This is a genomic window from Streptomyces phaeofaciens, assembly GCF_014648915.1.
GTDB classification, from domain to species: domain Bacteria; phylum Actinomycetota; class Actinomycetes; order Streptomycetales; family Streptomycetaceae; genus Streptomyces; species Streptomyces phaeofaciens.
In genome coordinates, this window is the sequence record NZ_BMSA01000001.1 from 457542 (window position 1) to 473424 (window position 15883).

Below are 15883 nucleotides of genomic sequence, written 5' to 3' on the forward strand. Positions count from 1 at the left end.
TTACTCACGTAACGTCCCGCCGATGAGGAAGCGTTACGCGATGCACCGGTACCTGGCCGGCGCCCTGACGGCCCGTACGGGCGACGAGACGGCCGGACCCGCGCTGCTCCTCGCCGCCTTCGCCGTCACCGGTTCGGCCGCCCGGGCGTCGACGCTCCTGGCCGCGGCCACCGTGGCGGCCGCGGTCGGCGGCCCCTGCCTGGGCACCTTCCTCGACCGGTCCCGGCGGCCCGGACACCTGCTGGCGGCGGCCCTGTTCCTGCACGCGCTGGGCCTGACGGCGGTGCTGCTCACGCTCGGCCGGGCCCCCTTCGCCGTCACCCTCGCCCTCGCCGTCCTCACCGGCCTGCCCGGTCCCGCCCTCTCGGCCGGCTGGACCGCCCGGCTCCCCGTCCCGCCGACCCCGGCCGGCCGCACCCGGGCGACCGCGCTCGACGCGATGACCTTCCACGCCGCGAGCCTCGCCGGACCGGCCCTCGCGGGCCTGACGGCCCGGGCACTGGGCGCGTCGGAGGCGGTGGCGGCGGCGGCCGCCCTCGTGTGCGTGGGGGCGGCGGTGGCGCTGTGGCTTCCCGACCAGGAGACAGCGTCGCGGATTTCAGGTCGGGCCGGCGGGGGGCGGTTCGGTGACGGGCGGTCCGGCGAGGGGCGGTTCGGTGAGGGCCGATCTGAGGAGGGGTGGTCCGGCGAGGGGCGGTCCGACGAAGGCCGGTCCGGCGGGGGCGGGTCTGGTGAGGGCGGGTCCGGCGGGGGCGGGTCTGGTGAGGCCCGGTTCGGCGAGGGCCGGTCCGACGAGGCGCGGTCCGGTGAGGGCGGGTCCGGCGAGGCCCGGTCCGACGAGGCCCGGTTCGGTGAGGGCCGGTCCGGTGAGGCGCGGTCCGGCCAGGCGCGGCAGGCCGACGCCCCCGCGCTCGCCCGGCTCGCCACCGGCACCCGGTACGTCCTCACCCACCCGCCCCTCGCCGCCGCCACCCTCGGCTCGGTCGTCTCCTGTGCGGCCCAGGGGATGCTGGCCGCCTGTGTGCCGCTCCTCGGGGAACGGGCCCTGGGCGGGGCCGCCGACGGCGCGCTGCTGCTCTCCTGCACCGCCGCCTCCGCCCTCGCCGCCGACGTCGTCCTCGCCCGCCGGGCCCCGGGCCCGGACCCCGGCCGGGTGCTGCGGGGCGGGGCGCTGATCCAGGCGGGCGCCCTGGTGCTCGCGGCGACGGGGCATCCGGCCGCGGTCGTCCTCTCCGCCGTCCTGGCCGGGGTCGGCGAAGGACCGCAGCTGACCGCGCTGTTCGCGATACGCCACCGGGAGACGCCCCCGGAGCTGCGCGCCCAGATCTTCGCCACCGGCGCCAGCGCCAAGGTCACCGGGTTCGCGCTGGGAGCCGCAGCGGCGGGCCTGCTCGCCGCCCGCTCGCTCCCCACGGCGCTGCTCGCCGCCGCCGCGCTCCAACTGCTCGCGGCGCGGGTGACGGGCGGGCGTGTGCGCGGGAGTCGGGGGTGACGGGCCGGCGCCGGCCCGGGCGTAGGCCTCCGGGGCGCCGGGCGGCGCGCCTGGGCGGCGCTCCCTCCTCCGGCCGGGCCGGCGCGGAGTCCCCGCCTCCGACCTGCGGCGAACAGGGCGAATGATCCTCGGAGCCCGTCTTCGCGTCTTCACGGGTGCGCCACGCCGTGCAGAGGGCGGAGCGCACCGGTGAGACGAACGTTTGGGGACACCCTTGAGCATCCTGCGTCCCGAAGTGGACCGGCCCGGCGACGACCGTGCCGAGAAAGAGCCGCGCGCGGGCGCCCGGCCACGGCGGGGGAGCGGCGCCGGAACACGGCCGAGGGGGGAGCGGCGGACGGACGGGCAGACCCCGGCCGGCACTCGGGCGCGGACCCGTACCCGCCCCGGCGCCGGACCGCGCACCGGGGCCCGGCCCGGCGCCGGTGCGCGGGAGGGGGAGCGGGCCGGTCCCGGCGTGCCCGAGGCGGCGCGCGCCGGGCTCCCGGCACGGATCGTCGCGTTCGCCGGGCGGACCCTGCGGGGCGAGTGGGAGGGGATCGTCGTCGATCCGCTCCGTCGGCTGCGGCGGCGGGGGCCCGCGGCACTGTCGCTGGCGTTCGTGGCCTGCGGGGGTGTGATCTTCTTCCACGCCATCGCCCAACGGCCCGCCGGAGCCACGGCCGTACGGATCCTCGGCGGGGTCCAGGGCGACCTGCCCCTGTGGCTGGCGCTGCTGCGCACCCCGGTGTCGTTGTACGTCCCCGCGCTCGACCTGCCGGTGTGGGCGGGCATCACCCAGCTCTTCCTCGCCTTCGCGCTGGCCGAACTCGCCCTCGGCCGGGCCCGGACCCTGGCCGTCGCCTACGCGGCCACGCTGGCCGGCACCCTCACGGTCCGGGTGCTGATCGCCATGGGCCCGGACCGCTGGGGGGTGGGGCTGCCGCCCGAGACGGCGCAGGTGCTGGACACCGGGCCGTCCGCGGCGGTCGTGGGTCTGTTCACCTACCTCTCGGTCGTCCGCCGCGCCCCCATCGTGTTCACGCTCACCGGCGGCTCGATGGTCGTCGAGTCCCTCGCCAAGCCCAATCTGGCCGGCCGCGAGCACCTGATCGCCGTGGGCGCCGCCCTCGTCCTGGGGCTGCTGCACGGTCAGGGCGGGCGGCTGCGGCGCCTGTTGCCCGGGGTCCGGGCGAGTGCCCAGGTGAGAGGCTCAGCCTGAGATGTTGATATGAATTTCCGGGACGGTTGAACACTTCCGCGTCGGGCCGCGTATGGGACCGGGGGATTTCTTGTCCGGCCGCCGACGACGACGCGTAGGAGCAACCTTGGTACACAACAGGCGCAGACGCCCGACGGGCGGACGACGCGCGACCTTCGCGGCGGTCGCGCTCATGCTCGGCGGCGGCGGGCTCATGGCGGCGAACGTCTACGCCTCCGCCACGGAGGACGACGGAGGGCCCTGGACATCGGGCTCCGTCACCATCGACTGTCCCGACGTCGGGACCCGGCTCACCGATGTGCCGCAGGAAGCCGGTGAGGAGGTCGACCGTGAACTCGCCGCGCTGGACCAGCAGATCGCCGCGGCCTACCAGCAGCTCCAGGACTCGGCCCAGTCCGTGCGCGAGGACGCCGGCTTCGCCGACAACGCGGTGATGAACCCGCTGAAGGAGAAGCGCGCGGCGACGATCGAGCGCATCGCGACCGCCATCGACCGCGTCGGCGACCGCCCGCAGGACCTCGAGGAGTTCGCCGCCTGCACGCTGCGCACCGCCGACGACCAGGCGGGCGAGGAGAACGGCGGCGGCCAGGACCAGGGCGACGGCCAGAACGACGGCCAGGCCGGGGACCAGGGTCAGCAGGGCGACGGCCAGCAGGACCAGGGCCAGCAGGACCAGGGCCAGCAGGGCGGCGGCCAGCAGGGCGGCAACGGTCAGCAGGGCAACGGCGGTCAGGCCGGCAACGGCCCCGTCGCCGCGGACTACGTGGACATCACCACCGTCCAGCCGGGCGGCCAGGGAGCGGACCCCGCCTCCGGCCCCTCCCGCGGCACCTTCGCCAGCAGCTGTGGCGTCAACGAGAACGGTCTGTTCAACTCGGACAACGTGATCGTCGCCCCGGGTGTCACCAACGGCGCCCACCACTTCCACGACTACATCGGCAACCAGTCCAACGATGCCTTCGCGTCGGACGAGGACCTGGCCAACGCCGAGACGAGCTGTGTGGACCAGGGCGACAAGTCGACCTACTACTGGCCCGTCGTCCGTCTGCAGAACGGCACCGAGGAGCAGGACGCCAAGAGCCCCGGCGGTGGCATCGAGGGCAACGCCGGCGAGATCGTCACGCCCAAGGACGTCACGCTGAGCTTCGTCGGCAACGCGCGGTCGAAGGTCACCGCCATGCCGCGGCTGCTGCGCATCATCACCGGCGACGCCAAGGCCTTCGTCAACGGCCCGGTCAACGCCAACGCCTCCTGGAGCTGCACCGGCTTCGAGGACCGGCAGCTGAAGGACAAGTACCCGCTCTGCCCGGACGGCAGTGACGTGGTGCGCACCTTCCGCTTCCAGAGCTGCTGGGACGGCTCCAACATCGACAGCGCCAACCACCGCACCCACGTGGCCTTCGCCGCCGCCGACGGCAGCTGCGCGAACAACTTCAAGGCCATCCCGCAGCTGGTCCAGCGGATCGTGTACGACGTCGACGCGCCGAGCCTCGACGACGGCGGCCGGACGACCCCGCTGTTCGCGGTGGACTCCTTCCCCGAGCAGCTGCACAAGCCGGGGACGGACCACGGCGACTTCATCAACGTCTTCGACGAGAACCTGATGAACGAGATGGTCGACTGCATCAACGAGGGCCGCACGTGCGGCGCCGGCACCGGAGCGGGTGGCGGCGACAACGGCGGCGACAACGGTGGTGACAACGGCGGCGACAACGGTGGTGACAACGGCGGCGACAACGGAAACGGTGGCGACAACGGTTCCGGGAACGGCGGCGACACCGGCAACGACAACGGCGGCGGCAACGGCGGCGACAACGGGTCGGACGACGCCAACGGCGGCGACAACGGGAACGACGGCGGCAACGGCGGCAACAACGGTGACAACGGCGGCAACGGCGGCCAAGCCCCGCCCGCCCAGTCCCCCGAGCCCCCCGCCGCGAGCGAGCCGGCCGACGGCGGCGACGACTCCGGTGGCGACACCCCGGTGACCCAGGAACCGAAGATCGACACCAAGCCGTCACCGAAGACCGACACGGCGAAGCCGGACGCGGGCGCCGAAGACGGCTCCGGCGCCGGCGGTGAGGTCGGCACGGCCGCCACCGCGCCCCCGGAGCAGTCGGACGAGCCGTCCGCCGAAGGCACCACCACCCCGGTCGACGACACCGGTCCGCAGACGGAGCCCCAGACGCAGCCCCAGGCCGTCGAGGGCAGCCTCGCCGAGACGGGCGCCCAGCTGTGGCCCGCCGCGGCGGGAGCCCTGCTGCTGATCGCCGGGTTCGTCCTCCTGCGGCGTACGGCCTTCCGCAAGGAGTGAAGGTCCGTCAAGGGGCCCGCCGGCACTGCCGGCGGGCCCCTTGGCACATCCCGTACGGGTGCTCCCGCCCGCAAGGCCCCTCCCCGGGACCCGGCCGCGCGGTATACGTCGCTCCGATCGCACGCCACGATGGGAGAGCCATGGAGTCCACCGAGTCCACCGAGTACCCCTACGACCTCGGCAGCCACGGCCGGCCCGTGACGACCTCGTCACCCGAGGCCCAGCTGTGGTTCGACCGCGGGCTGGTGTGGTCGTACGCCTTCCACCACGAGGAGGCCGTCGTCTGCTTCGAGGCCGCCGTCCGGGCCGACCCCGACTGCGCCATGGCCCACTGGGGCATCGCCTACGCGCTCGGCCCCAACTACAACAAGCCCTGGGAGTTCTTCGACGAGGAGGACCTCACCCGGACCGTCGCCCGCACCCACGCCGCCGTGGAGCGGGCCCACGAGAAGGCGGCCCGCGCCACCCCCGTCGAACGGGCCCTGATCGGCGCGCTGCGCGCCCGCTACCCGCAGTCCGGCCCGGCGAAGGACTGCTCGGTGTGGAACGAGCCGTACGCCGACGCCATGCGCGCCGTCCACGACCTCGCCCCCGACGACCTCGACGTGGCCGCCCTGTACGCCGACGCGCTGATGAACCTGACCCCCTGGCAGCTGTGGGACCTGCGCACCGGCACACCCGCCGAGGGCGCCCGCACCCGGGAGGCCAAGGACGTGCTCGACCGCGCGCTCGCCACCGGGCCCGCCGCCCGCCATCCCGGCCTCCTGCACTTCTACGTCCACCTCATGGAGATGTCCCCGACCCCCGAGGGCGCCCTCCAGGTCGCCGACCGGCTGCGCGGCCTGGTGCCCGACGCCGGCCATCTCCAGCACATGCCGTCCCACCTGGACGTGCTCTGCGGCGACTACCGCCGGGTCGTCACCGACAACAGCGCCGCGATCGCCGCCGACGAGAAGTACCGGGCCCGCGCCGGCGCGATGAACTTCTACACGCTGTACCGGTCGCACAACCACCACTTCAAGATCTACGGCGCGATGTTCCTCGGCCAGTGCGGTACGGCCCTGGAGGCCGCCGACCGCCTGGAGGAGTCGATCCCGGAGGCGCTGCTGCGCGTACCGAGCCCGCCGATGGCCGACTGGCTCGAAGGCTTCCTCGGCATGCGCTTCCACATCCTGATCCGGTTCGGCCGCTGGCAGGACATCCTCGCCCTCCCGCTGCCCGCGGACCCCGAGCTGTACTGCGTCACGACCGCCCTGCTCCACTACGCCCGGGGGGTGGCGCTCTCCGCCACCGGCCGGGTCGAGGAGGCCGGGGCGGAACGCGAGCTGCTGCGGGCGGCGGCCGGCCGGATCCCCGAGACCCGGATGCTGTTCAACAACACCTGCCAGGACATCCTCGCGATCGCCCGCGCGATGCTGGACGGCGAACTGGAGTACCGCAAGGGCCGGTACGACCTCGCCTTCGCCGCCCTGGAACGCTCGGTCGAACTCGACGACAACCTCCCCTACGACGAGCCGTGGGGCTGGATGCAGCCCACCCGGCACGCCTACGGCGCGCTGCTCCTGGAGCAGGGGCGGATCGCCGAGGCCGAGGCGGTCTACCGTGCCGACCTCGGGCTCGACGACAGCCTGCCGCGCCCCTCCCAGCACCCCGGCAACGTCTGGTCCCTGCACGGCTTCCACGAATGCCTCGTCCGTGGGGGCAAGGACGCGGAGGCCCGGATCGTGGCCCAGCAGCTGAAACTCGCGGCCGCACTGGCCGACGTACCCGTCCGTGCGTCCTGCTTCTGCCGTCTGGACGCTCCGGAGGACTCCGCCGACGCCTCCGGTTGCTGCGGCATGGACAATTGATCGACGACACTGTCGACGCACAACAGGGGGACCCCGGGCATGGCGGGCGCACGGTGAACGAGACACGCAGAACCGCTCCGACACGACCATGGCCGGTCGGCCGGACGGGCCAGGACGCCGTCGCCCGCGCGCGGCGCTGGGCCCGGCTCGCCCTGGCGCTCGTGGCCGGCTGCGCCGCCGTCGTGGCGGGCGGCTCCGGATCGCGCGGCTGGCTGGTCCTGCTCGTCGGCCTCGCCGGCCTCGGTCTCGCCGGGGCGGGCGTGTGGTGGATGCTCGCGCACCGGGGCGGTGCCAGGCTGCTGGGCGGCCTGCTCGCCGTCACCGCGCCGATCGGCGTCCTGGTGCTGTACGCCGCGTCGGGCCTGTGGGTGGTCGCCGTGAGCGCGCTCGCGCTCTGGGCGGCCGCCCTCGGCGCGGCCCGCGCCTCACTGCGCAGTGTGCGCCGCCCCAAGGGCACGCACGGGCGCAAGGTCCTGCCGCCCCGCCGGCCGGTCCTGATCATGAACGTGAAGTCGGGCGGCGGCAAGGTCGTCAAGCACGGCCTCGTCGAGCGGGCGGAGGCCCTGGGTGCGCGCGTGGTGCTGCTCGGCACCGACGACGGCCACACCGACCCCGTGGCGAAGGCGCGGCAGGCCGTCGCCGAGGGCGCCGACCTGCTCGGTGTCGCGGGCGGCGACGGCACCCAGGCGCTGGTGGCGGCCGTGGCCGCCGAGCACGACCTGCCGTTCCTGGTCGTCGCCGCCGGCACCCGCAACCACTTCGCCATGGATCTCGGCCTGGACCGCACCGACCCGGTGCTCAGCCTCGACGCCCTCACCCACGGCGTCGAACTCCGCGTCGACCTCGGCGAGGTCGGCGGGCAGGCCTTCGTCAACACCGTCTCCTTCGGGGCGTACGCGGAGATAGTGCAGAGCCCCGAGTACCGCGACGCCAAGGCCGCCACCGCGCTGGAGCACCTGCCCGACCTCCTCCAGGGCGAGGCCGGCACGACCCTGGACGTCACGGCGGACGAATCCCGGATCCACGCCCCGCAGGCCCTGCTGGTCAGCAACAACCCCTACGCCCGCGCCGACCCGCTGGGCGGCGGCCGCCGGCCCCGGCTGGACACGGGTCTGCTCGGTGTGATCGGCGTCCGCGTCGAGGGCGCCGCCCAGGCCGCCGAGCTGGCGCTGCTCGGCGAACGGGCCAGCGGCATCACCTCGCTCACCGCCCGCCGGGTGATCGTCGAGGCGGACCAGGACTCCATTCCGGTCGCCGTCGACGGCGAGGCCCTCGACCTGCCCACCCCGGTGGTCTGCACGGTACGGCCCGGCGCGCTCCGGGTCCGGGTGCCCCGGCACCGCCCGGGCGCCGCCTACGCGCCTCCCACGGTCGACTGGCGGCGGATCGTCCGCCTCGCGTTCGGCCACCCCGACCCTCGCACGATCAAGGATGCCTACGATGTCTGACCGCCGGCAGAAGATCTCCGCCCTGAGCCTCGTCCACGACCTCGCGACCATGGACCAGGCCCTGTACGAAACGGTCACCGTCACCAGGACGCCCACTCTGGACACCGCGCTGCGCCGGCTGTCCGCGGCCGCCGACCACTCCAAGATCTCCTTCGCGGTCGCCACCGGCCTGGCCCTGTGCGGGAGCCGTCCGCGCCGAGCCGCCGTCCTGGGCGTCGCGGCCGTCGGAATCGCCTCGGCCACCGCCAACCTGCTCGGCAAGCGGCTGGTACGGCGGCCGCGGCCGCACCGGGCGGAGGACTCGCCGTTCCCGGGCCGCCATGTGCCGATGCCGGACTCCGCGTCCTTCCCCTCCGGGCACACCGCCTCGGCCGTCGCCTTCGCGGCCGCCGTCGGCCCGGCCTTCCCGGCCGCCGCCGTCCCGCTGGGCCTGCTGGCCTGCGCGGTCGGCTACTCGCGGGTTCACACCGGGGTCCACTACCCGGGCGACGTCGTGGCCGGAGCCCTGCTCGGCACCGGATCCGCGGCCCTGGTCGTGGCCCTGGCGTCCCGCGCGGACGCCTGACGGACCACGCGGACGCCTGACGGACCGCTACGCCCGCTCGCAATACAGGAAGACGTGGGGTTCGGGCACGGCCTCGGGATGGTCGGGGGTGAACAGACTGCTCTCCTCGGCCAGCACGGTCAGGCCCGCCTCCCGCACCACGTCGACGAGGTCCTCGCCGGCGAAGCTCGTCACCCGCACCGGCTGCCCCATGAAGACGGCGTCCACGCCGTCCACGTCCAGGGGGACGGTGGCGAGCACGAGACTGCCGCCGGGCACCAGCGCCCGCCCCAGCCGTCCGATCAGCTCGGCCTGCCGCGCACGGTCCATCTGGAGCAGCGAGAAGTACACGCAGACCGCGTCGAACGAGCCCTCCCCGAGCGGGATTTCCCAGATGTCGGCACAGCGGAAGACGGCCCCGGGAACCTGCCGGGCGGCGAGGTCGACCATCACGGGGGAGACGTCGACACCCAGCACGTCATGACCGGCCGCCGCCAGCGTCCGCGCGGTCGGCCGGCCGGTCCCGCTGCCGACGTCCAGTACCCGGCCGCCCGGCGCGAGCCGCCCCAGCAGCCACTCCAGGGACGCGCGGTGCGCCTCCGAGTGCGCGAACGCCTTCTCGTACTCGGAACCCAGCGCGTCGAACACCGCCGCCGCCCGCCGCCCGTCGTCCTCGCCGGCCACGCTGGTCCTCCCGTCGTGAGGTGCAGGTCCCGCGCATCCTCGCATCCGTGACGACACCTCACAACGGCGCCCGGACGCGAGGGTCCGGTCCGGCCGTGTCCGCGCGCTCCCGGCCCGCGCGACCGCTCCGCTCGGACCCCGCCGCTACGGAGCGCAACCATTTCGGGACCGTGGCGCGATCGGGGCCGTGCGCTTCCGCCCTCCGGACCGCCCGGATCCCCCTCTCACCAGGTCCCTCTCGCCCTTCCCCGGCGCGGACCGGCCGGTTCATGCCCGGCGCGGAATGGCGGTTTCCGGAGGCCGGCCGGGACACGAGTTCCCACTACCGTAAGTAACATGATCAACTGCCGTCCGATGGGTCCCTACTCGCGAGTAGCCAGGCCCCCGCCAGTCGTCGTTCCATTCGGAGGACCCCCCATGCCCTCTCCCGAGGAAGCCCTGCACCACGCCCGCACCGCCTACGAGGAGCACGTGCGCACCTGCCGGCAGTGCCACTTCGACCAGTCGCCCTGCGCGGTCTCCAAACTGCTTCTGCGCGCCTACAACAACGCCAGGCGAGCCCAGCTGCGCCCCGACACCGCGATGCGCTGACCGGTCTCCCCGCTCAACGCCGCGCGGGCAGAGACACGGTCAGGTTCCTGATCTCGTAGCCGCCGATCTCGTCCTTGAACGAGACCCGCGGCACACCGGTCACCCGCAGCCCGTCCAGCGCGAAGAGCCGGCTGAGCAGGACATCGGCCTCCAGTACGGCGACCCCCGCGCCCGGGCAGCGGTGGGCGCCGTCCCCGAACGCCAGTCCGGCGGCCCCCGGGCCGAGCCCCGGCGCCCGACCGGGGCGCAGCAGCAGCGGATCATCGCCGACCACCTGTGGATCGGCGTTGACCTCGTCGACGTGGACGGTGATCAGCTCACCCGCGTCGACACGGATCCCGCCGATCTCCACGGGCGCCGTGGTCCGGCGGGACAGGCGTCCCACGACCGGCTCCAGCCGCAGGATCTCCTGGAGCAGCGCGAGCCGCTCCGGCTCCCGCGCCGCACGGTAGCGCTCCCGCAGCGCGGGATCGTCGAACAGATGCCAGGCGGCGACAGAGATGAACTCCCGGGTGGTGACCATGCCGGCCGCCGCGTAGGTCAGGCACTCGCCGAGGATCTCCGCGTCCGAGCAGCCGTCGGCCAGCAGATGCGAGATCAGGTCGTCCCGTTCCCGGCGGCGGTGCGCGCGGATCGCCGGGCGGACGTCGGCGAGGTGGATGCGCAGCCAGTTCATGTTCTGCCGCACCAGCCAGTACAGGCCGTGCGCACTCGTCAGGCCCGGCCGGCCGAACTCCTCGGGGAAGAAGCGCTCCAGCCGCCGCTTCAGCCCAGGGCGGCTGTGCGTGAGCCCGATGATGTCCCGGACCACCTCGATCGCCATGGTGAAGCTCAGATCGGACAGCTGCGCCCGCCCGGCCCGCCGCAGTACCGCGACCTGCTCCTGCGCGACGCGTGTCATCAGCTCGCGGTAGTGCTCGTCCACCCGCCGGGGTGTGAAGAACCGGGCGGTCTGCCGGCGCTGCTCCCGGTGGCCGGGGCCGTCCTGGTACAGCACGGGGCGCCGGATCCGGGGCGGCAGCTTCTCCACCGTCTCGATCCCCAGCCCCGCCTGCACGGTCTCCGTGCTGCGCAGCACCTCACGGGCGGCGGCGTACCCGCGCACCCGCCACGTCCCGTCCTCCCCACGGCTCACCGGACACCCGGACCGCCCGGGCCCCCGGTCGACCTTCCGTACGGTTTCCTGCGCGTCCCCCACCGGACCACCCTCCGTTCGCCGGACCGGACGCCAGTGTGACCGCGGGGACCGCCCCGGCGATGCCCCACTTTCGGCCACACGGCTGCCACGGGTCCGGGCACGCCGGCGTCACGCCTGCCGGCCCTGACCTTCGGCGCCGGCCGCTGTGGCCCGGTGGCGTCCGGTCCGCCGGTGGTGTGACGTCCCTCGGGGTGTCAGGAAGGCCGTACCGCGCCGCGCAGCGCGTCCTGGCCGGCGGCCAGGATCGGCTCCTCGCGGATGGGCGCGCCCGGGCGCGGGGCGTGGATCATCATGCCGCTGCCCGAGACCAGGCCGGTGTGGCTGAGGTCGTCGTGGAAGAAGACCAGGTCCCCCGGGCGCAGTTCGTCGAGACCGACACGGGGGAAGTCCCGCGCCTGGTCGAGCGTGGCGCGCGGAAGGGACACCCCGGCGGCCTTCCAGGCGGCCTGGTTGAGACCGGAGGGGTCGTACGACTCCGGGCCCGTGGCGCCCCACACGCAGGGCCGTCCGATCTGCGCGCGCGCGAACGCGAGCGCCTTGTCGGCCTTGCCGAGGTACGCCGTGCCGGTCGTGCCGACGGTGGCGCCCATGGGGGCCGCGGGCGGGAGTCCCGGGTCGGGGAGCGGGGCGACGGGCGCCGCGGGGGCGGCGAGCGGGGCGGTCGGGAACCCGGTCGCGGGCATCGCGACGCCGGCCGTGAGGTCCGGGGCCGGCATCGCCGGCATGGCGGCGGTGGCGGCGAGCTGGGACGCCGGATAGCCGGACGCCTGGGGCAGGAAGCCGAGTTCGGAGCCGGGCGGGCCGGGGGCGGGGGCCGGTGCCGGCATGGCGGCAGGCATGGTCATGGCGGCCTGGGCGGCTGCCACCACGGGTGAGGCGAAGCCGAATTCGGACGTCGGGAACCCGGACGCGGGCAGGGCGCCGCCCGGTTGGGGCGCGGGTGCGGCGAAGCCGGCCGGGGGAGTCATGAAGGCGCCCGCGGGGTCGGCGAAGCCTCCGGCGGGCGCCGGGAAGCCACCCGGCGGGGTCGCGTACTCGCCGAGCGGCGCCGTGAGGGGGTCGGCCGTGGCGGCGAAGCCGCCTGCCGGTGCGGGGATACCGCCTGCCGGGGTCGTGTAGTCGGCGACCGGTGCCGTCAGGACCGCGCCCGGGGCCATGAGGGCGCCGGCGGGGTCGGTGAAGCCTGCCGGGGGTGCCGTGAAGCCGGTCGTCGGTGTCGTGAGGGCGCCCGCGGGGTCGGTGAAGCCTGCCGCGGGTGCTGTGAAGCCGGTCGTCGGTGTCGTGAAGGTGCTCATCGGGGCGGTGAGGGGGTCGGCCGCCGCGGCGAAGCCGCCTGCCGGTGCCTGGATGCCGCCTGCCGGGGTCGTGTAGTCGGCGACCGGTGCCGTCAGGACCGCGCCCGGGGCCATGAGGGCGCCGGCGGGGTCGGTGAAGCCTGCCGGGGGTGCCGTGAAGCCGGTCGTCGGTGTCGTGAAGGTGCTCATCGGGGCGGTGAGGGGGTCGGCCGCGGCGGCGAAGCCGCCTGCCGGTGCCTGGATGCCGCCCGCGGGGGTCGAGTAGTCGGCCACCGGCGCCGCCATGCCGCCGGCGGGCGTCGCGATGCCGCCCCCCTGCGTCGTGTAGTTCGGAGCCGGTGCGACGAAGGCGGACTGCGTCATCGCGGCGAGGCCACCGGTGTCGGTCAGCGGGTCCGCGCCGGCGGGGGACGGGCTGCCCGCCCAGGCCGCCGCGGCCTCCGCGCGGAACGCCTGCTGCTCGGCCGTGTCCCCGGGCTGCCCGGCGGTCAGTTGGGGCGGCATCGTCCGGGGCGCGGTGGGCGTCGGGGCGGCGGGCGGCTCCGCGGGAGCGGCGGCGGGCAGGGCGGCGATGGCACCCCGTCCGGGCAGCTCGGGAGTGCGCCGCTCGGGGGCCTCCAGTTCGAGGCGCCGGCCGGCCTCCAGCTCGCGCATCCCCCCACCGCCGCCGGGACGTTCGTCGCGGGGCGGGCGTGCGGCGAGGGCGGGACGCTCGGGCATGCGGTCGGCGGGCAGGGTGGCGGCGAGGGTGGGGCCGACGCTGCCTCGGACCATGTCGAACCACTGCCGGGCCACGGAGTCCAGGGAGGCGTCGTCCGTCCCCCGTCCGCCGCCCGTGGCCCTGCGGCCCGCGTTCGACCTGGCGCGAGTGGCGTTGAACTTCCCGGTGTCGCTCTCGGCCCGGTCGTACAACGCGCTGACGGCCTGCTGGATCTCTGCCCGGCTAGGCTCGCCGACCTCCGTCGCCATGGAAGACGTACTCCTTCCGTGCTCCGCCGGCCGAGGGGCGGTGGACCCCGGGCGCCCCGCGGATCGGGTGCGCCTCAAGCTCCTTGCCCTGCCGGGCGGTTGAGCCGTCCACCCCGGGTGCTGATCGCTGTCCCGGATCCGGCCGCACCCAAGAGTGCCACGGACTCGGCGGAGGCCGCGCGGCCCGGCGGGGTTCGCCGGAGTCGGTCGTGCGGCCAGGGCGCCAAACTAACCAACTTGTGTGCCCTGTGTGAAGATTGAAGTGTTAAATGTCCGATACGTATTCGTGACCTTCGTCTCTTGTTCCGGCTCTCCTTGAACGCCCCGCCCCCGCGTCTCCGCAGGTCCCCGCCCTGCCGCCGATCATCGGCAATGGAATCGAGCGTCCTGGCGATCGATTCGATCGTTGACTCTTGTGGTGCCCACCCTTTCACGCGTAGCTTCGTGGCATTCGTTCGTCCTCCCGAGCCGGGGTGTGCCATGGACCGTGCCCGACTGCGTCAGCTGCTGGCCCGCGAGAGCGCGGAGGCAGAGTGCGCCAATCCCCGCTCCCGCGCCGCCTACGCCGAGGCCGAACACCTCTTCGGCCGGGTGCCGATGACCTGGATGAACAAGACGGCCGGAGCCTTCCCCCGGTACCTGGAGTCCGCGCACGGCGCCCGCGTCCGGGACATCGACGGACACGAGTACATCGACTTCTGCCTCGGCGACACCGGAGCCATGGCCGGCCACTCGCCGGCCGCCGTCACCGACGCCGTACAGCACCGCTTCACCGCCCTCGGCGGCGCCACCGCGATGCTGCCCACACAGGACGCGGAATGGGTCGGAGCCGAGCTGACCCGGCGCTTCGGGCCGACCCGCTGGAGCTTCTCGCTGACCGCGACCGACGCCAACCGCTGGGCGATCCGGCTCGCCCGGGCCGTCACCGGCCGCCCGAAGATCCTGGTCAACAGCTACTGCTACCACGGCAGCGTCGACGAGTCCCTGATCGTGACCGGCCCCGACGGCCGGGGCGCCGCCCGCCCCGGCAACGTCGGCGCCCCCTGCGACGTCACCCTCACCAGCCGGGTCGCCGAGTTCAACGACCTGGACCACCTGGAGCGGGAGCTGGCCCACGGCGACGTGGCCGCCGTCCTGATGGAACCCGCCCTCACCAACATCGGCATCGTGCTGCCCGAGCCCGGCTACCTGGAGGGCGTGCGCGAACTGACCCGCCGGCACGGCACCCTCCTGATCAACGACGAGACGCACACCTTCTCCGCCGGCCCCGGCGGCTGCACCGGTGCCTGGGGCCTGGAGCCGGACGTCCTGACCATCGGCAAGGCCATCGGCGGCGGCATCCCGGCCGGTGCCTACGGCCTCTCCGCCGAACTGGCCGACCGGCTGCTGGGCCGCGACGACCTGGACCTCGTCGACATGGGCGGCGTCGGCGGCACCCTCGCCGGCAACGCGCTGTCGGTCGCCGCGACCCGGGCCACCCTCGAACACGTCCTGACGGACGAGGCGTTCGCCCGCATGTGCCGGCTCGCCGAGCGCTTCGAGGCCGGTGTGCGCGCGGGCATCGAGGCCCACGCCCTGCCCTGGACGGTCAGCCGTCTCGGCGCCCGCACCGAGTACCGGTTCACCGCCCCCGCACCCCGCACCGGCACCGAGGCGGCCACCGCCTCGGACCCCGAGCTGGAGGACTTCCTCCACCTCTACCTGGCCAACCGGGGCATCCTGCTCACCCCGTTCCACAACATGGCCCTGATGTGCCCCGACACCACCGAACAGGACGTCGACACCCACACCGCGCTGTTCGCCGCCGCCCTGGCCGAACTGGCCGGCTGAGCCCCCGACCGGACAAGGAGCCACCCGTGGACGAGATCGACCGGGCCATCCTGCGCGAGCTGCAGACCGACGGACGCATCGCGTACGCCGACCTCGGCCCCCGCGTCGGCCTGTCCGCCTCCGCCGCCCGCCAGCGCCTCCAGCGACTGCTGGACTCCCGCGCCGTGCAGGTCGTCGGCGTCACCGACCCGATGGCCATGGGCGGCCAGGCCATGGCGCTCCTCGGCATCACCGCCGCCGGCGACCCGCGCCCCGTCGCCGACGCGCTCGCCGCCCACCCCGAGGTCGTCTACTCGGTGCTCACCTCCGGCGGCTTCGACCTGTTCGCCGAGGTGGTCAGCCCCACCGCCAAGGACCTCCTCGACTTCGTCAACGACACCGTCCGGCAGACCGAGGGCGTCGCCGCCGTCCAGTCCTTCCCCTACTTCGCCATCCACACCCACCGCTTCCTGTGGGACGTGGGCTGA

General features: G+C 74.6%; 12 protein-coding genes. 9 read left to right on the forward strand and 3 right to left on the reverse strand.

All coding sequences use genetic code 11. The annotated features are described in order from the left end of the window. Positions 1 to 22 precede the first annotated feature (22 nt). The 6 genes from IE275_RS02000 (at position 23) to IE275_RS02025 (ending at position 8870) form a co-directional block, all read left to right on the forward strand. Positions 23 to 1492, forward strand: coding sequence for an MFS transporter (locus IE275_RS02000; protein WP_189706760.1), 1470 nt, complete (start codon positions 23 to 25; stop codon positions 1490 to 1492). A gap of 214 nt (positions 1493 to 1706) precedes the next feature. Next, positions 1707 to 2693, forward strand: a complete 987-nt coding sequence (locus IE275_RS02005) for a hypothetical protein (RefSeq protein WP_373299150.1) — start codon at positions 1707 to 1709, stop codon at positions 2691 to 2693. Between the two features lie 193 nt (positions 2694 to 2886). Beyond that, positions 2887 to 5007: a DUF1996 domain-containing protein gene (locus tag IE275_RS02010; RefSeq protein WP_229870072.1), complete on the forward strand. Its 2121-nt coding sequence runs from the start codon at positions 2887 to 2889 to the stop codon at positions 5005 to 5007. A gap of 140 nt (positions 5008 to 5147) precedes the next feature. Further along, positions 5148 to 6857: a tetratricopeptide repeat protein gene (locus tag IE275_RS02015; protein ID WP_189706764.1), complete on the forward strand. Its 1710-nt coding sequence runs from the start codon at positions 5148 to 5150 to the stop codon at positions 6855 to 6857. 53 nt (positions 6858 to 6910) lie between these two features. Then, positions 6911 to 8305 carry a diacylglycerol/lipid kinase family protein gene (locus tag IE275_RS02020; protein ID WP_189706766.1) on the forward strand — a complete coding sequence of 465 codons (1395 nt, stop codon included), beginning with the start codon at positions 6911 to 6913 and terminating at the stop codon, positions 8303 to 8305. Then, entirely contained in the window at positions 8298 to 8870 is a 573-nt protein-coding gene (locus IE275_RS02025; RefSeq protein ID WP_189706769.1) for a phosphatase PAP2 family protein, read from the forward strand. Before IE275_RS02020 ends, IE275_RS02025 begins: the two co-directional genes overlap by 8 nt. A 27-nt stretch (positions 8871 to 8897) precedes the next feature. Here IE275_RS02025 and IE275_RS02030 read toward each other — a convergent pair whose 3' ends face one another. After that, entirely contained in the window at positions 8898 to 9533 is a 636-nt protein-coding gene (locus IE275_RS02030) for a class I SAM-dependent methyltransferase (protein ID WP_229870048.1), read from the reverse strand. 417 nt (positions 9534 to 9950) lie between these two features. Here IE275_RS02030 and IE275_RS02035 point away from each other — a divergent pair, with 417 nt between their 5' ends. Further along, positions 9951 to 10124: a hypothetical protein gene (locus IE275_RS02035; RefSeq protein ID WP_189706773.1), complete on the forward strand. Its 174-nt coding sequence runs from the start codon at positions 9951 to 9953 to the stop codon at positions 10122 to 10124. 13 nt (positions 10125 to 10137) lie between these two features. Here the strand turns inward: IE275_RS02035 and IE275_RS02040 are convergent, their stop codons facing one another. After that, positions 10138 to 11322, reverse strand: coding sequence for a cytochrome P450 (locus IE275_RS02040; protein WP_189706775.1), 1185 nt, complete (start codon positions 11320 to 11322; stop codon positions 10138 to 10140). Between the two features lie 194 nt (positions 11323 to 11516). Further along, positions 11517 to 13586 carry an NlpC/P60 family protein gene (locus tag IE275_RS45770; protein WP_229870049.1) on the reverse strand — a complete coding sequence of 690 codons (2070 nt, stop codon included), beginning with the start codon at positions 13584 to 13586 and terminating at the stop codon, positions 11517 to 11519. 480 nt (positions 13587 to 14066) lie between these two features. On the opposite strand from IE275_RS45770, the gene IE275_RS02050 reads away from it, so the two are divergent. Further along, positions 14067 to 15416, forward strand: coding sequence for a transaminase (locus IE275_RS02050; protein WP_189706777.1), 1350 nt, complete (start codon positions 14067 to 14069; stop codon positions 15414 to 15416). Positions 15417 to 15442: 26 nt separating this feature from the next. After that, positions 15443 to 15883, forward strand: coding sequence for an Lrp/AsnC family transcriptional regulator (locus tag IE275_RS02055; protein WP_189706779.1), 441 nt, complete (start codon positions 15443 to 15445; stop codon positions 15881 to 15883).

Excerpts from the sequence above, each read along its gene's own strand:
- IE275_RS02000 (WP_189706760.1), top strand. The coding sequence starts at position 23 with ATGAGGAAGCGTTACGCGATGCACCGGTACCTGGCCGGCGCCCTGACG.
- IE275_RS02010 (WP_229870072.1), top strand. The coding sequence starts at position 2,887 with ATGGCGGCGAACGTCTACGCCTCCGCCACGGAGGACGACGGAGGGCCC.
- IE275_RS02015 (WP_189706764.1), top strand. The coding sequence starts at position 5,148 with ATGGAGTCCACCGAGTCCACCGAGTACCCCTACGACCTCGGCAGCCAC.
- IE275_RS02025 (WP_189706769.1), top strand. The coding sequence starts at position 8,298 with ATGTCTGACCGCCGGCAGAAGATCTCCGCCCTGAGCCTCGTCCACGAC.
- IE275_RS02035 (WP_189706773.1), top strand. The coding sequence starts at position 9,951 with ATGCCCTCTCCCGAGGAAGCCCTGCACCACGCCCGCACCGCCTACGAG.
- IE275_RS45770 (WP_229870049.1), bottom strand. The coding sequence starts at position 13,586 with ATGGCGACGGAGGTCGGCGAGCCTAGCCGGGCAGAGATCCAGCAGGCC.
- IE275_RS02050 (WP_189706777.1), top strand. The coding sequence starts at position 14,067 with ATGGACCGTGCCCGACTGCGTCAGCTGCTGGCCCGCGAGAGCGCGGAG.